19 protein-coding genes are annotated in these 21,635 nt (G+C 35.6%); 10 read left to right on the plus strand and 9 right to left on the minus strand.

Annotated elements, in window-relative coordinates:
- Positions 1-121 precede the first annotated feature (121 nt).
- Together ACX9YW_RS18230 and ACX9YW_RS18235 are read left to right on the plus strand one after the other, a co-directional pair.
- Positions 122-1,231: a YibE/F family protein gene (locus tag ACX9YW_RS18230; RefSeq protein ID WP_460349210.1), complete on the plus strand. Its 1,110-nt coding sequence runs from the start codon at positions 122-124 to the stop codon at positions 1,229-1,231.
- Positions 1,228-2,001 carry a YibE/F family protein gene (locus tag ACX9YW_RS18235; RefSeq protein WP_460349099.1) on the plus strand — a complete coding sequence of 258 codons (774 nt, stop codon included), beginning with the start codon at positions 1,228-1,230 and terminating at the stop codon, positions 1,999-2,001. The genes ACX9YW_RS18230 and ACX9YW_RS18235 overlap by 4 nt, the downstream gene beginning before the upstream one ends.
- Before the next feature lie 752 nt (positions 2,002-2,753).
- Here the strand turns inward: ACX9YW_RS18235 and ACX9YW_RS18240 are convergent.
- Positions 2,754-4,130, minus strand: coding sequence for a TrkH family potassium uptake protein (locus ACX9YW_RS18240; RefSeq protein ID WP_460349102.1), 1,377 nt, complete (start codon positions 4,128-4,130; stop codon positions 2,754-2,756).
- Between the two features lie 426 nt (positions 4,131-4,556).
- Here ACX9YW_RS18240 and ACX9YW_RS18245 point away from each other — a divergent pair, with 426 nt between their 5' ends.
- The 4 genes from ACX9YW_RS18245 (at position 4,557) to ACX9YW_RS18260 (ending at position 6,916) form a co-directional block, all read left to right on the plus strand.
- Positions 4,557-4,763, plus strand: coding sequence for a DUF6199 family natural product biosynthesis protein (locus ACX9YW_RS18245; protein ID WP_460349104.1), 207 nt, complete (start codon positions 4,557-4,559; stop codon positions 4,761-4,763).
- A gap of 109 nt (positions 4,764-4,872) precedes the next feature.
- On the plus strand, positions 4,873-5,178 hold the full coding sequence (locus ACX9YW_RS18250; RefSeq protein WP_460349106.1) for a hypothetical protein: 306 nt from the start codon (positions 4,873-4,875) through the stop codon (positions 5,176-5,178).
- Positions 5,179-5,615: 437 nt separating this feature from the next.
- A complete protein-coding gene (locus ACX9YW_RS18255; protein WP_460349108.1) occupies positions 5,616-6,728 on the plus strand; it encodes a glycosyl hydrolase family 18 protein in 1,113 nt (370 codons plus the stop codon).
- 59 nt (positions 6,729-6,787) lie between these two features.
- A complete protein-coding gene (locus ACX9YW_RS18260; RefSeq protein WP_460349110.1) occupies positions 6,788-6,916 on the plus strand; it encodes a hypothetical protein in 129 nt (42 codons plus the stop codon).
- Positions 6,917-7,030: 114 nt separating this feature from the next.
- On the opposite strand, the gene ACX9YW_RS18265 is transcribed toward ACX9YW_RS18260, so the two are convergent.
- Positions 7,031-7,879 (minus strand): MBL fold metallo-hydrolase, encoded by an 849-nt coding sequence (locus tag ACX9YW_RS18265; RefSeq protein ID WP_460349112.1) that lies wholly within the window; start codon positions 7,877-7,879, stop codon positions 7,031-7,033.
- A 454-nt stretch (positions 7,880-8,333) separates the two neighbouring features.
- Between ACX9YW_RS18265 and sigV the strand changes: the two genes are divergently transcribed.
- Together sigV and rsiV are read left to right on the plus strand one after the other, a co-directional pair.
- A complete protein-coding gene (gene sigV / locus ACX9YW_RS18270) occupies positions 8,334-8,828 on the plus strand; it encodes an RNA polymerase sigma factor SigV (RefSeq protein ID WP_460349114.1) in 495 nt (164 codons plus the stop codon).
- A gap of 14 nt (positions 8,829-8,842) precedes the next feature.
- Positions 8,843-9,724, plus strand: a complete 882-nt coding sequence (gene rsiV / locus ACX9YW_RS18275) for an anti-sigma-V factor RsiV (protein ID WP_460349117.1) — start codon at positions 8,843-8,845, stop codon at positions 9,722-9,724.
- A 112-nt stretch (positions 9,725-9,836) separates the two neighbouring features.
- Here rsiV and ACX9YW_RS18280 read toward each other — a convergent pair whose 3' ends face one another.
- Together ACX9YW_RS18280 and ACX9YW_RS18285 are read right to left on the minus strand one after the other, a co-directional pair.
- Positions 9,837-10,004 carry a hypothetical protein gene (locus ACX9YW_RS18280; protein WP_460349120.1) on the minus strand — a complete coding sequence of 56 codons (168 nt, stop codon included), beginning with the start codon at positions 10,002-10,004 and terminating at the stop codon, positions 9,837-9,839.
- A gap of 202 nt (positions 10,005-10,206) precedes the next feature.
- Complete coding sequence (locus ACX9YW_RS18285) at positions 10,207-11,049, minus strand: hypothetical protein (RefSeq protein ID WP_460349123.1); 843 nt, start codon at positions 11,047-11,049, stop codon at positions 10,207-10,209.
- Positions 11,050-11,311: 262 nt separating this feature from the next.
- On the opposite strand from ACX9YW_RS18285, the gene ACX9YW_RS18290 reads away from it, so the two are divergent.
- Entirely contained in the window at positions 11,312-11,800 is a 489-nt protein-coding gene (locus ACX9YW_RS18290; RefSeq protein ID WP_460349126.1) for an NUDIX hydrolase, read from the plus strand.
- Between the two features lie 297 nt (positions 11,801-12,097).
- Here the strand turns inward: ACX9YW_RS18290 and ACX9YW_RS18295 are convergent, their stop codons facing one another.
- The 4 genes from ACX9YW_RS18295 to ACX9YW_RS18310 all read right to left on the minus strand — a co-directional run bounded on the left by ACX9YW_RS18295 (position 12,098) and on the right by ACX9YW_RS18310 (position 16,212).
- Positions 12,098-12,949: a DNA/RNA non-specific endonuclease gene (locus tag ACX9YW_RS18295; protein WP_460349128.1), complete on the minus strand. Its 852-nt coding sequence runs from the start codon at positions 12,947-12,949 to the stop codon at positions 12,098-12,100.
- Between the two features lie 670 nt (positions 12,950-13,619).
- The gene (locus ACX9YW_RS18300) at positions 13,620-13,793 is read right to left on the minus strand and encodes an anti-repressor SinI family protein (protein ID WP_460349131.1); all 174 of its coding nucleotides are present in this window, start codon (positions 13,791-13,793) and stop codon (positions 13,620-13,622) included.
- 167 nt (positions 13,794-13,960) lie between these two features.
- Entirely contained in the window at positions 13,961-14,563 is a 603-nt protein-coding gene (locus ACX9YW_RS18305; protein ID WP_460349134.1) for a TetR/AcrR family transcriptional regulator, read from the minus strand.
- Between the two features lie 566 nt (positions 14,564-15,129).
- Positions 15,130-16,212: an HD-GYP domain-containing protein gene (locus tag ACX9YW_RS18310; protein WP_460349212.1), complete on the minus strand. Its 1,083-nt coding sequence runs from the start codon at positions 16,210-16,212 to the stop codon at positions 15,130-15,132.
- 423 nt (positions 16,213-16,635) lie between these two features.
- Between ACX9YW_RS18310 and ACX9YW_RS18315 the strand changes: the two genes are divergently transcribed.
- A complete protein-coding gene (locus ACX9YW_RS18315; protein WP_460349137.1) occupies positions 16,636-17,553 on the plus strand; it encodes a methyl-accepting chemotaxis protein in 918 nt (305 codons plus the stop codon).
- Positions 17,554-17,827: 274 nt separating this feature from the next.
- On the opposite strand, the gene ACX9YW_RS18320 is transcribed toward ACX9YW_RS18315, so the two are convergent.
- Positions 17,828-21,502, minus strand: a complete 3,675-nt coding sequence (locus tag ACX9YW_RS18320; RefSeq protein WP_460349140.1) for a helicase domain-containing protein — start codon at positions 21,500-21,502, stop codon at positions 17,828-17,830.
- Positions 21,503-21,635: the final 133 nt, after the last annotated feature.

Raw genomic sequence — 21,635 nt, forward strand, 5'->3', positions numbered from 1 at the left:
AATTTATTCACAAACGTTAGTTGTGATTAAGCACCTGCTGCTCAAAATTTAGAAAATTGTCAAATTGTCAAATTGTCGTTGGAGGTCTATCTTGGGTTATATAAAAAATCTACTTAAAAGAATGTCTTATAAGCAAATCATGCTCTTCTCCCTGTTGATTCTTTGTTTTGTGGCCTCAATGATGTTTGTCTATAACAATCATTCCCTCTACGAGAGTCCGATTGCAAAAGTGATAAAAGTGGAACTCACAGCTCAAACGGAACTGGTCAATCAGTTTGGGAATCAAGATCATTTATTCACTCAGCAACTGCTTGCAGAAATAAAAAATGGGGCAGAAAAGGGGAAGCTTATCCATTTGGTGAACGAATACTCTTCTTCCAAGGCGTTTGACCATGAGTTCAAACCTGGAAACGAGCTTTTCGTTAAAATAGGTGCCAACCTAGAGGGAAACGGGGATTTAAATGGAACCATACAAGATGTAAAAAGGGATAAATATCTTCTGCTTGTGGCATGGGTGTTTGTCATTTTGCTGCTAATAGTTGGGCAAAAACAGGGCTTGTACTCCATTATCAGTTTGGTCATAAACGCCATTCTTTTATCGTGGGCATTGGATGTATATCTCAATGATCCAAGGTGGAGTTTGCTGGTCATCTTCGGTATAAGTATTGTGCTTTTTACCGTCATATCCTTGGTGCTAGTAAACGGACTAAATGAAAAAACCTTTGCAGCCATCATTGCAACGCTCCTTGGAACGTTCATTTCCCTGTTTATTACTTGGCTAGTTTTATGGGGAACCTCAGAAAGAGGGCTTCGATACGAAGAGATTCAATTTATTACGCGTCCCTACCGAATGGTCTTCCTGGCAGGGCTGTTCCTCGGATCCCTCGGAGCTGTCATGGACGTAGCCATTACCATGTCATCCTCCATTTTCAACATGTTCGAAAAAAATAACAACATCCCGGTGAAAGCACTGATAAATTCAGGAATGGAAATCGGAAAAGACATCATGGGAACGATGACAAATATATTGTTTTTTGTCTATATCAGTGGCTCTATTCCTATTATGATTATCTATTTTAAAAATGCTTCCCCACTAGGCTATACCCTTTCCATGAACTTGTCACTGGAATTGGTCCGGGCGTTAGCGGGCGGAATTGGAATTGTCTTGGCCATACCCATCGGACTTTATACAACCATCTTTTTTATCAACCGAAAGAGGGCTAAACTATGAACGCACTAGTGGTGTTAACGGCCATTTTATTTATTTTGATGTATCTGATTGGAGGAAGCAAAGGAGCAAGGTCTTTCTTGGCTTTATTCTTTAATTTCGGCGTTGTCTTTATCACCGTCGTTCTTATGAATGACCCTAACCTGAACCCGATTATCCTGACTTTAATCGCTTGTGTCTTCATTAGTTGTATCAATCTTTTTTACATCAATGAAGTGAACCAAAAAACAAAGTCGGCGTTCCTTTCAACCATCCTTTCAACGGTTGTGTTGCTGGTCTTTATTTTTTTTGTAACAGACAGGGCAATGATTCAGGGCTTTGGCGAAGAAGAAATCCATGAGATGAGCATTTTCTCCCTCTATGTTGGGGTGGATTTTGTTGGAGTTGCCACTTCTGTGATCATCATGAGCACAATCGGTGCCATAACGGATACTGCTATTGCCATCTCATCCCCAATGCGCGAAATCCATTATCATAATCCGTGCATTAGCAGGAAGGAGCTTTTTAAATCTGGTTTGAACATTGGCCGGGATATCTTAGGGACAAGCGCTAATACCTTATTCTTTGCTTTTTTCGGAGGCTATTTGGCACTGCTGATTTGGTTCAAAGACTTGGCCTATTCGACAGGGGAGGTAGTAAACTCGAAGATATTCGGTGTCGAAATGATTACCATCCTATGTGCAGGCATTGGCGTTACTCTTGTAATCCCTATTACATCCTGGATTACTTCCTACTTTTTAGTTAAAAAAGGACAGGAGGTTGAAAAATCGTAATAATTCCTGTTAGGCTAATCCTGGTTTGAAAACTGAATTCAATCGTTAGTTAAGGCTCCCAGTTTTCATTAAAGTTTCTTATGATCAGACTTATGTTCTGATGCTGAAATATGAACACTATCGATAAAGATATTAATCCTTAATCTAAATAAAAATAATAAATCCTTAAGGAGCTAACGAAAATCAAAACTTCCAAAAAAAATCAATTTAATAATGCCGAGAATATACGGAATCTTATTCATCCCTGGTATAATCCGTTTTTGTTTTATTAAGGGTAGTACAGGAGATTAGTACAAGAACATATAGATAATAATCATTAGTTGTTAATAACAAAACAAGCACTCTAGAGACTATGTTTGGTTTGAAGGCAATCTGCACGTTTACGTTTTAACTTGATTTCTGATGTCAATTTAAAGCTAACCTTTGGGTACATAAACGGTTTGTTAAACTCAGGATACCGCGCGTTTCCTTGTATATCATCTTTAAGGATGCTTCAGTAAAAGTCTGTCGCTTTTCACAAGCCCTTTCTAATTGATGTGTTATATACTCACTCATTTCTTCGAAAGTTAGCCCTTCGAGATGAACTCGAGGAGGGTACTCTCAGGAAAATGCGGATTTACAACGCTAGGGAATTTCTACTATAAAAAACCCAACTTCTCTGCAAATTAAAATAAAGAAATTGGGCTTTCCATTAATTCAGTAAAGCATCCGATTGCGGAATGGAGTTTTTACTTTACAACTCTTTTACAATATTAACCTGTAATAACTCTTTCTTTCGGATAATGATAATTATCTTCATTATTGTTTTTTCCTCCGATGATAAGAAAGAAAGAAGTTAAACCAATTCTTCCAATAAACATTAAAATCATAAGAACGCACTTGGCAAAAATACTGAGGTCGGGAGTAATCCCCATAGATAAGCCTACTGTACCAAAGGCGGAGCAAACTTCGAAAAAAATAGCAATAAGCTGGTGTTGTTTGTCAGAAATACTTATCATAATAACCGATACTAAACACATTACAATAGCTGATAGAGTAATGGCTAGTGATTTAATAATATCATCCTGATGAATCTCACGATTAAAGATTTTGATATTTCGCTTTCCTTTCGCAAAATTATAAATAAATAACAGATTTAAAGCTAATGTAGTCGTCCTAATCCCACCACCCATAGAATTAGGAGATCCGCCTATAAACATCAAAATACCTAGGACCAAGAGCGTGGGCATTGAAAATTCTGTAATATCCATTGTAGTAAATCCGGTGCTTCTTGTTGATGCGGACTGGAAAAAAGCATAAAAAAATGATTTATGCCATGACATATCCTTAAAATAATTCTGAAATTCAAGTAGTAAGATAAGGATTGTTCCAAGAACAAGAAGAATTCCATATGTAATTGTCGCAAGCTTTGTAAATAATGAAAAACGGAATGGGTATCCAAGTTCTGTTTTCCCATTAAATAAATATTCCTTTACCTCGATTAATACAGGAAAACCAATTGCCCCAATGATAATTTGGATAATTGTCAGCAGTTGTACAAAATAATCACTCGCAAAAGGAGCATAAGACTCACCGGTAATATCCATACCAGCGTTTGTCGTCGCAGTAACTGATGCAAATAGACCTTGAAGAAAAGCTTCGTTCCAGGTAGGATAATAATTCAAGAAGTGAAACCCATAAATGATTGCCCCGATTAATTCAATTAAAAGGATCATCTTCAAAATATCTTTAACTAATCGAACGAGACCCGAAATTGAAAATTGATTATTATCAATCATTATTAGTTGCCGTTGCCGAAATCCAATTTTCCGACCTAAAAATAACCAAAAAAATGTGTTCATTGCCATAATTCCAATACCCGCAAATTGCAATATTAACATAATAATAAAATACCCAAATACACTATAAGTCTCGGATATATTAAATAGAGCCATACCTGTATCACTCACTACACTGACAGCCATAAAAACTGTATCAAAAAAAGACACTTCTACCCCAGACTTATAAACCGCAGGAAGACTAAATAATAGAATAGATATAATGACTGCTAGTAAATAATAGCCTGCAATAATTTGGGCAGGCGAACGTTTTTCCAGCCAGACTCGTACTTTGCTCACAGTGCACCCCATCAATTTTCGTATCGCTTTTACTACTTGATACTTTTGGTAAAAAAGCTAGCTTTCAAATTTATTTATGTATAACAGAGCCTAGCACTAAACTGTAGAAAAAACAACCTAGGATTAATAACCATTTGGATCCAATTATTTATACTGCCAACGAGCGTTTTTAGCTTAATTTGCTAATATGTAAAGCCGAGATTCACGAGTTATTATTTCATAAAACTTGTTTATCTCGGCTTTCTTGCTCTGTGAGAACCTGTAAAGATGTGGTTAGTTGCTTCAGGGATAATAAATAAACTTAAAGATAAATGGGATAGTCTTAGCCAGTACATGTTTGTTTTATTGTAGTGTTGAATCAGAACCATTAAATGGAAACCTAAATAAGGAAAGTCCGTATATTTAAGATAAAGAAGATTTTAAGGGGAGAAATATGAAATGATTCTATTAGGAGTAATTCTAATTATCATGGGTGTTTTAATGATTATTAAACCTTCATTTATATGGCGTATTGCAGAGAGTTGGAAATCAAACGATGGTACGGAACCTTCAGATTTGTATGTCTTGTCAACGCGATTTGGTGGAATTATAATGACCCTGGCTGGAATCGGTGCTGTTGCTGCTGTTATATTTTTAACAAGCTAACTCTTTTTAACCTATTGCTAATGAATCGAACAATCTAGTAATAGTGAGCAATGTTCCTTAACTAAAAACTAAATTAAGTAAACGTAAGAAAATGGCGGGAGGCAGTTTTATGAACAAGATAGATTTTGCATTCGCAATTTATTTAATACTTTTTGGTTTAGCCTTTTTTATTAGCTATAAATACGGATCTTATTTGACACGGAAAACAGGATTAATTTTTCCACCATTCTTTATCGCAGGAATGATAAATTTTGTATTGGGAGTTTTAACGATTATCGGCTGGGTTTTCTTCACTTGGCAAGTTAACGAATTTCTGTTCTTTGGAGGGCTAGTTTTAGGAGTGGGCTTATTACTTGTTGGTGAGGTCATTCTAATCATTCTTTTGTTGCTACGTCGAAAAAGCTTTTACAAATAAATGATAAAAATATAAAGACCATCCAGTAATCGTTCATGTAGAAATTATTAAGTTACTAAAGGTAACGAGATGTTTGGTTGGGAACGCTTAATAAAGGAAATCATCCAAAATAAGAGCGTTGTCAAAAAGATAACGGGTTCTCTTTTGGGGGACAAAGGGTAATGAAAATATTTCTTAACGCAAAAAAACCACGCTTTCCATAAAAAATCGTGGTTTTTAAATATTATGATTTCATCGTATAATTCCCTTCATTTTTTGTTCTTCCTGATATCATCAGGCATACGAGCCTATCATACCCACCTTTCCAAACCTAACTACATTAATGAACTTGTGATTGTCTTTTTCCGGAAATCTTTTAAGGGGGGAGGTCAATTCGTGAATAAGATTCAACTTTTCTTATCAACTTAAGTATTATACAAACTAGAAGAAGGTGTATTATGGCAAAGAATTTTTATCGGTCATTTACCATCATTTCTTTAAGCATGGCCTTATTACTCATGTCATCCTGTAGTCAGTTACAAAGAAAAGAGGAACACAAAAGTGCAAATGCTAAAACTCCTCGAGAAGTTTTAGGTTTTTACACAGAGCAGGAAGGAACGTATCCAGGGTCTCAACCTACAGTAAACGCGCAATTCGCCAGTTTAAGCATCATTGCACCTTTTTGGTATAAGCTTGATGATAAACGTCCAGGCAATCTTATTGATTCCGTTTCATCAGATCATAAAAGAAAGGTTATTCAGAGTGCTCATGATAAAAACCTGAAGGTCTATATGGTTGTACATAATCTCTTCTATGAAACCGTAGAGAAGGGCAAGCAGGTAGCGAGTAATGTACTTAACAACGTTAAAAACCGGAATGTTTTCATTCAGAACCTACGTAATGAAATGGGTCAGTTTAAATATGACGGTATTAATATCGATATCGAAAATTTGAATTTGACTGATCGAGATTCCTTTAGTCAGATGATAAAAGAATTGTCTGATGCACTAAATCGTGATGGAAAAGAAGTTACGGTTTCAGTTCCGGCAAACACTGGTGATTCCCGGGCTAATCCCTGGTCACCATGGTTTGATTACGAAAAACTTGGTCAATATTCAGATGGGTTAATGATTATGACATACGATGAACACAATCCTAGAACAAAACCAGGTCCATCAGCATCAGTCGATTGGACAGAAGCAACGATTCGTTATGCTTTGGAACATGAAGTGCCGCCATCAAAAATATTACTTGGTATCGCTGGTTATGGCTGGGACTGGGATACAACAGCAGGCAAAGCCAAGTATAGCTCCTATAAAGAGTTAATGGACCGGAAAACAAAACATAAAGCTAATGTATTATGGGACTCCCATTCGCAAACACCTCATTTCAGTTATGTAGATGAAAAACAGCATGACCATCAGGTTTGGTTTGAGAATAGCGATAGTCTGAAGATTAAGCTAAACCTAGTAGAAAAATATAACTTGCGTGGAATCGGGATTTGGCGACTTGGCTTAGAAGACACAATGTATTGGACGACCATAGCCGAGAATATAAAAGTGAAAAAATGATAGAATGGTTATCCCAATCCTGAATATGGGTTCTGAAAACAAGGAATGTTTCAGATGGAATGGAGAAGTTTAAATTTGACCTAACGAAGGCAAGAAGCTGCCAAAAATTCTTGGTGGCTTTTTCTTATTCAGCTGCCTCTTTAGTTGAACAAGAGAAGGTGAGTTTTTATATCGCATTTGAACAATAAAACGAAGCGTTTACAATATGAAACACATATCATTATCAACTAATTAAAAGCCACCTCATTTCAGTTTTTAATGAGATGGCTACCGTTTATATTTGATTGATGGATTCTATAGAATTATAGGGACTGAATAATATAGTCATTAACAAATGCTTTTATGAAAAATATTTCATTTTCGTTAGGGTCCCTTTTATTTTCTGCCTTAAAAGACTCTATAGCATTTTCTAGTGAAGTGGACTTTACAACGTGACTTGCTGTTGTTAACTCTTCCCAATATATATTCATTTCATTTAAATCACATATAGATTCATGACCAAGTAGGAACATTTCCGCATCATATTTTTGAATGTCTTTAATCATAGGTAATAACAGTGACTGCTTGTAATGGAATAAAGAATTTGTGGTTGTACCATATGCACAATCACCTAAAAAAACAACTTTTTCATCAGGAATATAAATGATGGTAGAGTCATCAGTATGGGTACTCTTGATACTTTCAAGAATGCAAACTTTATTACCTAAATCAACAGTTAATGTATTTTCAAAGATAATATCTGGAGATTTCAACTTAAAACTGTCCCTGTTTGGCATATCAGTTTGTATAATCTTCATACACATAGCACTCATCTGATTAGTAGTCACATACTCATGTAGTGAACGATCGTCATATGACAAACTTTGCCATTCCTTTATGATTTCGTTTGTTTGGCTATTAACTATAACAGTTGCATCAAATTCATTCATTCCTAAGATATGATCCCAATGTGCATGGGTAATAACAACATATTTAACGGGTGGTACATTTAGATTCTTGAATTCTACTAAAAAGTCCTTAGCGTGCTGAGGGGAATTACCAGAATCTATTATTAGACTATATCGATCACCACATACCAGTCCTAAGGTTGGTCTTTCTCTATCATCTTGATTGGATAAATAATATATAGTATCACTTAATTTATTTAACATGTTAATTTTCCTCTCTACTCTACTATCTATTCATTCTATGAAAGAGAAAATCTACATGCTTATTCTAAAGTTATTAGGATAATTTAAGATTTTCTCTGATTATTTTTTTACCATTGGACTAGTACCTCCTTGTATCACTAAAGAAAAGTATAACATAATCCAAACTAAACATTTAGAAATTTCAAAATATTACTTGTGTTTGTTTCCGTTAGTTATAGTTCTCAGTTCAAAAATTATTTGTATAGAAGTGAAGGTGCTTGTACAACTAACGGAAGCAATGTGGTAAAGTTTTAGGGATTTTTGTAGAGATTTCTTGATGTAATAGTAAAACCATAGTAAGGGATAGTATCTGGTATGATATTAATTTTTAAAAATTTTTAAATTATAAAATACAAACTTTTTCATCACTCATAGAAGTCTATATATTGAACTCAACCCTTAGGAGGTGAAACTAGTGAATAAAAAAGTTAAACAAGCACTACTTACAGACTTAATATTGGAGAACAAAGAGAATTTTTATCGTTTAGCCTATAGCTACGTCAAAAATGAAGGAGATGCTCTAGATATTGTTCAAGAGTCAATCTATAAAGCCTTGAAAAGGATTCACACCATAGAAAATCCGCTTGCATTAAAAAGTTGGTTTTTTCGTATTGTTGTTAACACAGCATTAGATTTTATAAACAAAAGGAAGAAGGTAATGGTAGTAGAGGATGATATTTTAGAATTTATTGCCCCTTCCGCAAATGATAAATATGAAGATGTTGACTTGAAGAAGTTCTTAAATGAATTGCCACCTAAGTATCGAATTGTCATCATTCTTAAATTTTTTGACGACTTGACAGTGAACGAAATAGCTACCATTCTAAATGAAAATGAAAATACGATTAAGACTCGTATTTATAAGGCGCTTTCAATGCTACGAATAGAGATGAATAAAATTTCATTCTAGGAGGTTGTTAAAAAGTGGAGAAAAAAATGGAAGAATTAATAAAAGAATATAATGAGATTCCTATCCCTAGTCAGTTAGACATTATTGTTAATAAGGCTTTAAAACAAAAGCCTAAGATGCGTGGGATGAAGAAAGTGACGATTGGATTAGTTGCCTCTGCCGCAATGTTCATTGGAGGACTCAATACCATACCGGCATTTGCCAATTCAATGGAAGAGGTTCCTGTAATAAAAAATGTGGTGAAGGTATTAACATTTAGAGAATTTAAGGTAGATGAGGATACGTATCATGCAAATATTAAAGTACCAGAAATAAAAAAACTTGATAATCAAGAATTACAATCAATGCTAAATGAAAAATATCTTAATGAAAGTAAAGAACTCTATAAAAGTTTCGAAGCAGATATGAAGGATCTAAAAGATAATGGCGGTGGACATTTGGGAGTCGATAGTGGCTATGAAGTAAAAACCGATAATGATCAACTCTTATCCATTGGACGTTATACCGTTAACACAGTCGGATCGTCATCAACAACGTTCCAATATGACACGATTGATAAGAAAAACCAGCTGCTTATCACATTACCAAGCCTGTTTAAAAATGATTCATATGTGGATTTTATTAGCACTGAAATTAAGAAGCAAATGATAGCCAACATGGAAAAAGACCCTTCCTTATTTTATTGGGTCACTAATCCAAATAAGAAAGAAGAAAATTCAATAGAACCATTTGAAAAAATAAATCCCGACCAAAATTTTTACATTAACAACAATCACAAGTTGGTCATTTCTTTTAATAAATATGAAGTAGCTCCTGGCTACATGGGAGTTGTTGATTTCGTCATCCCTACGGATATCCTAAATGATATTTTAGTTAGTAACGAATATATAAAATAGCATAACCATTTTTAGGAACGTATTTGTGGTAGATTAACCTATTAATTTATACATTGAATTTATTTTGTCATGCATAGACGAATGGATAGCTAATCGTCTATGTATGACTATTTTATTTTGGATTGTTCATACTCTGTTCCTGTTTGTTGAGTAAGTTATAAAAAGAGATTGAAAGTGTTAATTCTTTACTAGCAACATACTCCAACTGTTTTTCTGTCACTTTTATTCGAATACAATCAAGCCAGTTTGATTCATCGATATCTACGAATCTTACACTCATCAAACCATCCTTCCAGATATATACAAAATAACACAAGCTAATCTTAACTTTCATAGAGTTAGTGGTCAATATTTTTTATCTCAGCTCTTTGTAGAAGAAATCAGGTATAGAATCAGGTTAGTTCATTAAGAGTATTCGGTTCTTTTGTAGATTTTGTAAAAGGCGATTGATTCATTAAAATGAATAGTATCTCCATAAAGAATTATCTTGAAAACCTTTGCGCTTCATCATATAGACTTAAGGATTCCATTAAATCCATAATTAAGTCAAAAATATTCTCTTCAATGTCTGTTCTAATCACATAAATGACATCACGTATAAAAGCCAGCTTTTCAATTCTGTTACTCTCTTTTAAATATTCATTAATGCTTATTAGTTCGTGATCATCCAATGACTGATTAAAATATTTATTAAAATCAAATTGATATTTTCTGTAGGTAATAGTATGTTCCTTTCTTTCTAAAATTCCCAATCCATCCAAAGTTGGCGCGGTTATGGTATTAGCACGCTTTTTCTGTACTTGCTGTAAGTAAGATCCTATTTGAATGGGTTGGGTTACATATTTGACCTTAAAACGTTCCGCAACCTTCCTTCGCTTCTCTATCCAATCAGAAGGGGTATCTTTTATAAAATCCATGATTACTTGTTGAATTTGAGCTTCATCATGATTTGCCCAAAAACCCTCTAACATTTCAGCATGGGGAACAGAGCTTACTAAATTCAAGAAATCCCTTATGTTATCAGCTATATACCTAAGTGGAGGATCGTTAGTAGGGCTTACACATACAATTGGTGCCTCACTTAATGTAGGTACTTGACCAAAATCAGTCAAGAAACCAAAATGAATACCATCACCTCCAGTGTTTGCGAAAGGGATTAAATCTGGAGGGGAAATTGGGTCACAATAATCGTGAAGGCAAGGTTGTAATCCGATTATATAAAGTGACAAATCTACCTCGCTAAGCTCTCTTTCAAGTTCATATAATTTATAAACTTCTTCTGGTATCTCATAAGAACCATAGATTTCTCTAATACTATTGTCCATTTCAGATCTCACTCCTTGAGAATAACTCTGTACAAACATATTTCGCTTCTCTTTCTAATTTTCCTTCAAATAGACCCTATGTATTGAATATGTGATAAAGACATAAAAACTAAAGAAATGATTGATAATACAATCTTTGACAAGAACGGGATTGCAGATTGCTATTTATTTTTTTAAGGAACTAATGGACATGTAGTGAAAGAAGGAAAATAAGAAGCAAATGCAGAATTTATCATAATTGTTAAAAAATAGGGGTGATCAAGTGGAACAAAATAAGAAATTCCACCGTGCGCTTGGGGTGTACGGCCTATACTTTAACGAAGGAAAATTGTTAGTGATAAATAAAAATGGAGGTCCGTACATAAACCGTTTTGACCTACCTGGTGGGAGTTTAGAGGAATCAGAAAGCCTAACAGAAGCAATGAAAAGGGAATTCTTTGAGGAAACAGGTATAGAGATAGAAATCGAAAAGAACTTAGGTGTTATAGATTTTATGTTGCCGTGGAAGTGGAAAGAGTTCAGCCACGTTCATCATATCGGAATATACTATTTAGTAAGTAAAATCGGTGGAAACCTTATCATCCCTGAACAATTCGATGGGCAAGACTCGCTTGGTGCGTTATGGGTATCCGAGAATGAAGTGACGCTTAACAATTCTTCTCCACTGGTCCTTAAAGCTTTTGAATGGTTAAAGAAGGGTGAATTAGGTATAGATGTAGAATGCTATCAGAAGTGGGAAGTAAAGAGATAACGTTGTTGAACGGAGTGTGTTTTATTCCGTAATAATCCATATTGAAAAGTCCAAAATAGGCAGGATCTAATACATCTCCTTTGCGTATCTTGGACTTTTTTGTTTATTTAAAGGCATTATCGGCGCAGGTGAAAAAATTTAAATTGTCAGAAACAAGAGATTCTCCAAAAAAAATAGCCGATTTCAAGGAATCGACTGTTAAATTAAAGCACCTGTAAGTGAAAAATAATGATATTTTCATCGTACGAATTTTATAGAGATATGACTATTTTTATTTTGCCTCAAAGTTCTAGGGTCTTACTCGCCTACCATACCGTCCTTATCAGCATCGTGCATATATGGATATAACCAATGATCACTCGTTATTGGCATACGATAACCTGCTGCTTTCGCTTCTTTAATCGTCACCTGTCCATTACCGTCTGTATCAACTGTAGAAATATCACCAGTTGTACTTGGATTAGTGGAAGCCTTACCGCCTGTTAAACCCAGCGATGCATTTACTTCATCTGGGTTCACATTATCAAATTTATCAACGATTACGTTCCCCCTTAACGTATAGGTGTACTGATAACTTGAAGGAATCTGCGTTTTTGTATTCGGATAGGTGATAATGGCTTCAAAATGAGTGGCTCCGCCTGCTTTGCGGATTGCGTCTTCCATATAAGCTTGGTCACCATGCCGGTTGAGTGTACTATCTTGTGGGGTGATATTATACGCATTTGATACCCCACCGAGAGAATCCGCAATGACATGTCCTTCATCTAAAACAGGACTTTCGACACCAGGAACCTTTGCTTCATCAGCATAGTATCTGCCAGACGATAACACAGGTTCATTACGGTCATCTTGTAAAATGATTTCGTCAGCGATGACACGCACTAATTGCCCGTATTCATTCGTAAATGCCCAATATTCACGGTCTCCATACCCAATGTCAACGACGACGTTAGGTTCACGATATCCAGATAAATCACCACCATCAACTTCAATAAGCTTGTATCCTGAGAACAGATCATTATTTTTAATTGCTTCAACTTTTTGTGAATCTGTTTCTACGTCTATATTGGATGTATCTTCTTCGATGGTACAACCAACCATAGAGATGATCGTTAACAGTAAGATTAAATAATTCATTTTCTTTTTCATTGTAGGACTCTCCTGTAATAGTTTCATACTTTTCATTCTAAAAACGATGACTTTCAACTTATTCTATAATCTTACCATAAGATTTTTTATTCATCTTTTTATAATCTCAGTTTATTAGTTTAATAAGGGGAATATAACGACTGAAGGGGAAATTCAACTTCTTGTCGAATTCTTGTAAACAATGTAGATAGAAGTATCACTTACGAGGAGGTATATAGTGTGAAGAGTAAATATAAAGTAGCATTCACTTTACTTTTTGTCCTGTCTATTATATTGATAGTTGTTATGGTCATATATTCAGTGTTTGACTATAAGCAATACTTACTACATCCTGAATTTTCAACACCATTTTCTGCGTATTTGTTATTAAATGGTACTATCTATGGCATACCAATCCTTTTATTATTGCTACTATCCTTTATTTTTAGAAAAAAATCAAAGAGATTATAGAAACAACAGGAAACTTATCACGGTATTTCCTAAATAACTAAACGAGGGCTAGAGTTAATTTGAGGAAGCGCGGATGCGCTTCCTGTTTAAATTACACACTTCAAATTAGCTTCTGGAAATAGTTATCTTGGTGGGGCGAATTTTATTAAGGAATTAACAAAGAAGTATGGTGTAAGTAAAACGTTGCTACATAGATGGACAGCAATATACCTTGTCGTTATTATGTTAATGTACTGGGGGTAGATACAGAGGTAACTTCGTTTTTGTTTTCAAGAAGTGAGACCTCAACTAAAGATCTCTGTTGGAGAAATCTACGTATCTCCTCCGTAGGCATCCCTATTTGTTTAGCTTGAATCATCAATTCCACCCATTCTTGATCTAAATTTCTCTCCATTATCATGTCTCCTTACCTCATAATAAGCCATGTCCATACTATGCTGGTTTTGTTTCAAAATCAGTAAATTTGGCATCCTTCATACCATTGGAACAATAGCTTGTGGTAGCTTTTTGACAAGCCATGCACTAAGAGAGAAAATGAGAGTAATATCCACAAGCGATAAATCACTTTTCACTTTTTGACAACATGCCATTTAGAAAAAGATAAACAATCTCCGATGCAATCTCTTCAGGTTCTTTTATACCTGGAAATAATTTAGTAAGTGTAAGACGCTCAATGGAGCCAACTAAAATCTCAGCTATTAAGCACATGTCCACTTCATTTCGAAAATAACCATTATTCACTTCAAATATTAGGTTTTCTTTTATTTTTTGCGCTAATTGCCTTTTAATCACTTCAGCTTCTGAAGAATTAAAGAATCCAATGCGTGTTAAGCTTTGATTCTCAGAAAAAAAAGTAAAAATTCCCGTTAACCCTTTTGTAATCCTCGATGGCAAGGAGTTCAAATCAATTCCAGGTTCTAAGCGGCTCTCACTCGTAAGATTAAATAGCCCTTTACAAAATGAATCTATTAATTCCTGAAATATTGCCTCTTTGCTCGTAAAGTAAAGATAAAAAGTTGGTTGTGTTAAGCCAGCCCTTTGGACGAGTGTGCTAATTTTTGTTTCATAATAACCTTTTTCAGCAAACTCTTCTGCAGCGATAGCAAGCAATTGAGCTCTACTTTGCTCACCATTAGCCCCTTTTTTTCGGCCTCGATTACTCATTTGAGATCTCCTTCAATAACTACAACGTATATTACTCACAAGTATTATCTTATGAAAATTGACATTTAGTCAATGGTAAATTTAAAATTTTCAGAAAAAGGCATGACCAAGGAAAGTGCTTAGACTGTTAGAATAAAAATGTACTGTTTTTGCTTGAGATGATAAAAAATTATTTACCCAAACACGCCAGCATGAATAATAGTTCCGCCTCTTGAATGAAAAGTACATTATTTACAGTGGAGGGCAGAAAAGGGGATAAGTGGGGAATGTACATGGAGATAATGCAATTATTAAAACAAGGATTAAGTCGGACTAAGATAGCTGAAAAATTGGTGAATTCTAGAGTACCATTGTTTTCTAGTTATCCTGAAACTAGTAATGGTATAGAAACTAATATTAGAGAAAGAATCGTAAATAGTAGCCATTTCATAAAGCTCTCCATGAAAAGCAGGGACATTGATTATTGCTAAAATAGTAGATTTGGTGGATTGAGAAGCGTGGGAGTGATCCTACGCTTCTATTTTTTAGGAGATTGGTGACAGGCACCATTCGTTTGCTTTACCTCCTTACATAAACACATCACTATGAATGATATCAGCTGTTAACATTTTTAACATATCTATATCATAGACTTCTGAATCTTGTAGGGCTGTTCCATCTTTTTCGATGACACGAAGAACAGGTCGTTCCGGAAAGTTTTCATTATTTTTAATGACAATACCGGTTTCCCCTGTACTTAATTTAACTGTTATTCCAATAGGATACATAATCAGTGATTTCTTAAAATTTTGTACTAATTCTGTTTCAAAATGTGTGCCTGAGCCACTATAAAGAATTTCAAAACCTTTGTGAGGTAGCATTGCGTTTCGATAAGAACGGCTCGAGGTTATCGCATCAAATACATCAGCGACCGCCATGATTTTGGCAAAAGGGTGAATTTCCTCCCCTGTTAATCCATATGGATAACCAGTCCCGTCTATCTTTTCATGGTGTTGCAGTGCGCAATGGGCTGCTAATGGAGAAATGTTATGCTGTTTCTTTAAATATTCATAACCTTCATTTGTATGCGTTTTGACAATTTCAAACTCCTCATTGGTTAACCTTCCTGGTTTGTTTAATATTTCAAATGGAATCATCATTTTGCCAACATCGTGAAGTAACGCACCTATTCCTAATTCATTTAATTCCTTTGGATTAATCTTTTGGTTTATTGCTAGCTGCAAAGAATAGACCATTACATTAAATGAATGGTTAAACAGGTAATTGTCAAACATTTGTACAGATGTCATTAAACTTAATGCTTTTTTATTGGCTAGGAGCTCCGTTAATACATCATCTGATATATTTTGTAAAGTTTTAAGGGTTTGAGAACTGATTCGACCAGTCCATTTCAGGTTTGTCTTTAAATTTGTGAATGTAGAACTAATCACTTTTAATGACTTCTGTATTAATTCGTGTGAAAGCCCATTTTCCTCTATTAGCCCATCCGTATATTTGTCTTTTACATATACAGCATGGATACCATGATGGCGTAACCTGGCCATGACTTTATTTGTTAATTTAAACCCTTCTGCTAGTAAAACAACTCCATTAGTATCATATAACGATCTTGCTAACTCTGTTCCTTCCTTACAGCTGTTTAATGACATTAGCCTCACAATATATGTCTCCCAATCGTTTTTTAATATGTTTAATACATATTTTACCTTTTAATCTATTAGTTTTTCAATTAAAAAACTAATTTTTGGAAGTTGTTTAAGTGAAGCAAATCTTATAAAGCTGTCCAAACCCTATTTTTTCGGTAGTTCACACATACCCCTAAGTCCCATCCCCCTTTAGTCACTAATACCAACCAGACCGGCATTTGAAAAAATTTTAGTTGGTTACAGCTGGTATTCCAAGCCGTTGTGAAACCTTCTTAAAACTATATATTTAAAATTCGCCTTAATGAAACTTATACATAAATTGTACGTAAAATTGCAAAAATATTGCAGTTTTTGCATAAGTTTTATATGATTAGGTTTAAGGTGATACACAATCTATACAAAAACCATATTAAAGGAATGGGTTCGATGAAAGATACAATAGAAAATCGTTCTAAAGCATTTGATGTGAATTCTGTGTTTACTGCCATGAAGCAATCGTTAGCGATGATTGAATTCGATACAGAAGGAAATGTATTATGGGCCAACGAGAATTTTGCCAAAACGATGGGTTATCAAGAGGCTGAAATGCCAGGGTTAGCACATCGCCAGTTCTGCACACCGGAATTCGTAAACAGTCAAGATTACTCACTTTTTTGGAAAAACTTACGAAGCGGGCGTACGTATCAGGAAAAAATCATGCGAGTAACAAAAGATCAACGATTTTTATGGTTTGAGGCAACGTACACGCCAGTTTATGATCAGGATGGCTCCATAAAGGGTGTGGTAAAGGTGGCAACAGATATCACTTCCCGTGAAAGCGCGCGTACCCAACTGACCGAAAAGTTAAAGAACATGGTAGAAGATCTATCAAAACGGGCTGAGGGAGGAATTTCAAGTGGTCAGGATGTTGTGTCCTATATCGAAAAGGTGGTCAACGAAACGAATGGAAACATGGAAATCCTTCAATTGTTAGAAAAAAAGGCTCAATCCGTTCAGACCCTTATCGATAATATTCGCAGCATCGCGGATTATACCAATTTACTCGCTTTAAATGCTGCAATTGAAGCCGCACACGCGAAAGAATACGGAAGAGGATTTAACGTAGTGGCAGAAGAGGTTCGTAAATTAGCTAAGCAATCGGAGGTAACAGCGAGAGAAGTGAAAGTAAATCTAGAGAGTATATCCTCTCAGGTTGAAGAGATGGCTAAGAGAATGAAAGATTCGCAAAGAAACATTGTAGATAGCCAGACTTTTATTGAAAAGACTGTTGATGAATTCACCGGTATTGGCGAAGCGGTCACGCAACTTGATCAACAAACAAGGATATTAGTTGATTTGTTGTAATAAAAAGGGTTCTTGTACTAGCGTGTTGGGTCCCTAATGAAGGAGGCAAAAGCGATGAGCTGTAGGAATTGCTTAATCCATAGCGATGAATATGAAATTCGATTTCATGAAGAACACCTGGAAACCGTAATGGATGACATAAAATGGTTGTCCAAAAAGGGAAAATGAGTCCGAACCGGGCGGCAGTTCGGACAGGAAAGAGTCCAAAAGGGAAGATGGGTCCGAAACAGGGACAAGGGCACAGTTTACAGGTCCTTATCCAGGAAATCAGGTTTCAATGGGACCCTGTCCCTCCGTGCCCAACTATACATTCCTTCCCTTCTTCATATGTAATATAAAGTTGATGCAAGGCACGGCTAGTCGCAACATAGGCTAATTTTCTATCAAAGTCAATCGAATGATAGTTATTAAATCGTACAATAACTACCGCCTCAAATTCTAATCCTTTCACGGCCGTTGGCGTTGTGAGAATGACTTTGGTTTTTGTGGGAAGTTCCGTTGCTGTTTGAATCCCTACAGTGAAGTATGGATCTAGCATATAGCTGTAATGCTCGAGCAATGATTCATCTTTCACCACAACAGCAACAGACTCATACAGATGGGTAAAAATAGCCTCCTCTATTATTTCTTTCAACTGCTGTTCCTCTGTAGTTGCTGTAATTGCTACCCATTCTACTTCGGTACCATCTCGGAATGTTTCGGTTGATAGCTTATATTTGCCTGTTGCGAACGGTCTTATAATTTCATTACCTACTTCAACAATTTGGGCTGTCGAACGATACGTGGCTTGCAATTCATAGTAAGCTGGATGACCTATTAATGTATCAAGTGTATGCCAATCCTGTAGAGAGCTTGCTAGGTTCAAGTTTTGTCCTAAATCTCCAATGAGCATTAATCCATTTTTCTGTGTTAGTGCATTCAACTCGACAATTTCATAGGGCATATAGTCTTGTGCTTCATCCACCATTAAATAAGATAATTGATGCTCTTTTGACACACCAGACATGAGCCTAGTAATATGCAGCAGCGCGGGTAAATCTTCATAATAAGTATCGAATGTTTGATAGTTATCGGGTAGAAGAGCCTGTGCTTGGGCATTTCGAATGGCTTCATCAAAGCAATCAAAAAGATCAAGTTCAAGATGTTTTTTTACATATTTTTGTAGACTCTCTCTTTCGGATGATGACAACTGGAGTTCTTTTTCGAATACATAGCCTGTATAATTCTTTTCAAAAAAGTACTCTAAATCAAAAACTGCTTTTAATGCTTTTGTAATTTGCCTATAGTAGGATTGCTCCATCCTCATTAATACTTCTGACAGCATAGCCTGTTGGAGCGTATTCTTTTTCGCATTAAAAAATGCCTGCTGTTTATTAGCTAATTGTTCAAGCACAGTTTGCTGCATTTCATCCTGCTTCTGTTGGAAGATAGGTGTTTCGGTAAGTTCATCTACACTCAGCACCTCAAAGGGATGCTTGGCGATCATCTCCAAGATGGCTGATTCTTTGGCTTTTCGTACTTCCATCCTAATATGATGTTGCCAAGTTTGTGAAATCATCGTTTCATCGATATTTTCAGAAATTACCGTCTGAAGAACGGCACTATGCTCTGTCATTTTCATCCCAACGGCGTCTTTAATCGCAGAAATGAATTGACGATGACTAGTTTCCACTTGAGTTTTAATAGCTTTAGCAGGCTCATCTCTATACGCGGCAACATGCTTACTCCAAATTTCTCCTAATCTTGCAATTTCAGGTGTGATAAACTCATTTTGATCAAGCGGTAAAATCATCACCTCTTGCGTTTCAATCGACTTTGCCTTTTCCTTCACCCAATTCTTGATTCGATGCCGGACTTCATTTTCCGTTTTTAATTCCGACTGCAAGCTTTTAGAAAATAAGTTAAAATACAGATTGTCACGCTCTTTTAATGAAAGGTGTGGATACTTTTCCATTTCACGTAAAATAGGGACGATAGGGATTGAAATTGAATTTACCTTATAAGGTTTTGCCCAAGTTCGAAGGTCATTGAACATCCTTAAGGTCGTTTCCTGTACAATATTTCTAAAATCTAAAGATCCCTTCATTCTAATCATATCTAGCTCCGATACGTTGTGACGTTTCACTTTTGATGTCGAGATCAATAAAATGTCACAGGCCATTCCTAAAAAGGTGGATTGTTTAATACCGAAATCACCTAATGTCGGCAATACATTTTGAATATGCTTTAAAAACGCTTCATTCGGTCCTAATATGGCCACTCTATCAGCTTTTAAATTCTGATATTTGTATAGTAAATAACTTAAGCGATGAAGGGCAATTGCCGATTTACCACTTCCAGCCGAACCTTGAATAATAATCGGTTTTGTCATTGGCAAACGAATCATCTCATATTGTTCTCGTTGCAAGGTTGCTACAATTGATTGCATATCGATCCCGCGTTTATTTGACAGTGCGGAAACTAATCCTTCATCTTTAAAATACTGGCTCGTTGCTGTAATAGGAGGATGAAGAGTTCTAATTGCCCCATTTTGAATATCAATTTGTCGTATGTAATCAGTCATAACATCCCCTAATGTTTGGTGAGCAATCGTCTGACCGACTACTCGTAAATAATATAGCGATGCGGCCTCTGCCTTCCACGAGATAACATGCCCCTCAATCCCTTGTTCCCCGATGTAGATTGTTTCTGCCCCAGCTGAAGTCACATAGTCTACACGCCCGATATAGGGGCGATCCTTCATAAATTGTAAGCGACGGTTATGCTCATATTTATGTTTGCGGATTATTCCTTCCGCATAAGCCGTAGCATAATCAATTTCATAGGTGGAATTAAACTCAATGTTGCGAATTTCGAGCATGGATTCCATGATTTTGTTTATGACTCTTCTTAAATAGTCATGCTCTGCACTGTCATCACGCCGTAAAAAGGAAGAGGCATCATAGGCAGGAAATTCAGATAGTACACCTTTATCTTTAGTCGGAACCGTTTTTAACAGTACATTCGACATTGCTTGTTCCAATTGTGTTTCATCTACTTCCAGCTCGACAAGAAGTACACTTTCCTCTGACTCCTCATCTAAAATGACTTCATCAAACACTAGATGTTCCTTTTCTTCTTCAACGAAATCTATTATTCCAACAGATGATACTTCTTCTAGAGTTGTTACTACTTCTTGCGCCATATCAGTGGATAATTCATCTGGACAATCCTCAGTAATTACCTCATTAACCTCTATTTGTAAATCGTCTGTTTCGAGCCTAGATTCTGTGACTGAGGGCGGTTGCAGTTGTTCCAATTGCTCCTGTAAATGCTGCAGTTGCAAAGTTAATAGCTGGTTTTGTTGGAGCTGCTCTAAATAGTCAATTTGTAATTTATCATGATCCGTATGTAAAGCATTGTATTTATCTTCTAAAGAGTCATTTTTCTTTGACTCTAGTACTTTTGCCTCTAATTGCTCAAGCTGCTGTTGAAGATCGCTATTAAGTGTTTCGTAATCACTAACTATATTTTCTAGTCCTTTAACAGTAGTATTGATTCTTTGCAGCTCTTGTGTTAATTGTGCGGTCTTTTCCTGTAAATGGTCATACTCCGCCTTTGAAACAGTTACTTCTTTTACTTTTTTTAAGATTATTTTTAATTGCTGAACTTGCAAATCCTTATCGTTAAATTCAGATAGTGTTGGACGCTTTGAGAGTTCTATATTTTCTTCTTCAAGCTTACGATAACGCATTTTTATTATTTTTAATTCAGCTAACTGAACCATTTTTTCAAGATTTTCCTGATTCGTTATTTTTGAACTAAATAGTTTATATAAATCGCTTTTTAGAGAATCATCTTCTTGAACATCACTTATACCGGGTTCCGCCCTTGTCACCATCGAAGGTTGTGCATCTGGTTGCTGAGGCTTATCCCCCTTTTTTGAAAATAATAAGTCTAGTAAATTCATAATGCACCTACTTACACTTTTGATAAAATTTCGGATATCAAAATATTCTATATTATTATACTAAAGATTGGAGAATTGCCACATTATAAAAATTATTCGTTCGAGGACGGAGAGACAGGTTCCCCCGTCCCGT

The sequence above is a fragment of the Pseudoneobacillus rhizolycopersici genome (assembly GCF_054786815.1).

Excerpts from the sequence above, each read along its gene's own strand:
- ACX9YW_RS18230 (WP_460349210.1), top strand. The coding sequence starts at position 122 with ATGTCTTATAAGCAAATCATGCTCTTCTCCCTGTTGATTCTTTGTTTT.
- ACX9YW_RS18235 (WP_460349099.1), top strand. The coding sequence starts at position 1,228 with ATGAACGCACTAGTGGTGTTAACGGCCATTTTATTTATTTTGATGTAT.
- ACX9YW_RS18240 (WP_460349102.1), bottom strand. The coding sequence starts at position 4,130 with ATGGGGTGCACTGTGAGCAAAGTACGAGTCTGGCTGGAAAAACGTTCG.
- ACX9YW_RS18245 (WP_460349104.1), top strand. The coding sequence starts at position 4,557 with ATGATTCTATTAGGAGTAATTCTAATTATCATGGGTGTTTTAATGATT.
- ACX9YW_RS18250 (WP_460349106.1), top strand. The coding sequence starts at position 4,873 with ATGAACAAGATAGATTTTGCATTCGCAATTTATTTAATACTTTTTGGT.
- ACX9YW_RS18255 (WP_460349108.1), top strand. The coding sequence starts at position 5,616 with ATGGCAAAGAATTTTTATCGGTCATTTACCATCATTTCTTTAAGCATG.
- ACX9YW_RS18260 (WP_460349110.1), top strand. The coding sequence starts at position 6,788 with ATGGAGAAGTTTAAATTTGACCTAACGAAGGCAAGAAGCTGCCAAAAA.
- ACX9YW_RS18265 (WP_460349112.1), bottom strand. The coding sequence starts at position 7,879 with ATGTTAAATAAATTAAGTGATACTATATATTATTTATCCAATCAAGAT.
- ACX9YW_RS18280 (WP_460349120.1), bottom strand. The coding sequence starts at position 10,004 with ATGAGTGTAAGATTCGTAGATATCGATGAATCAAACTGGCTTGATTGT.
- ACX9YW_RS18285 (WP_460349123.1), bottom strand. The coding sequence starts at position 11,049 with ATGGACAATAGTATTAGAGAAATCTATGGTTCTTATGAGATACCAGAA.
- ACX9YW_RS18295 (WP_460349128.1), bottom strand. The coding sequence starts at position 12,949 with ATGAAAAAGAAAATGAATTATTTAATCTTACTGTTAACGATCATCTCT.
- ACX9YW_RS18300 (WP_460349131.1), bottom strand. The coding sequence starts at position 13,793 with ATGGAGAGAAATTTAGATCAAGAATGGGTGGAATTGATGATTCAAGCT.
- ACX9YW_RS18305 (WP_460349134.1), bottom strand. The coding sequence starts at position 14,563 with ATGAGTAATCGAGGCCGAAAAAAAGGGGCTAATGGTGAGCAAAGTAGA.
- ACX9YW_RS18310 (WP_460349212.1), bottom strand. The coding sequence starts at position 16,212 with ATGTCATTAAACAGCTGTAAGGAAGGAACAGAGTTAGCAAGATCGTTA.
- ACX9YW_RS18315 (WP_460349137.1), top strand. The coding sequence starts at position 16,636 with ATGAAAGATACAATAGAAAATCGTTCTAAAGCATTTGATGTGAATTCT.
- ACX9YW_RS18320 (WP_460349140.1), bottom strand. The coding sequence starts at position 21,502 with ATGAATTTACTAGACTTATTATTTTCAAAAAAGGGGGATAAGCCTCAG.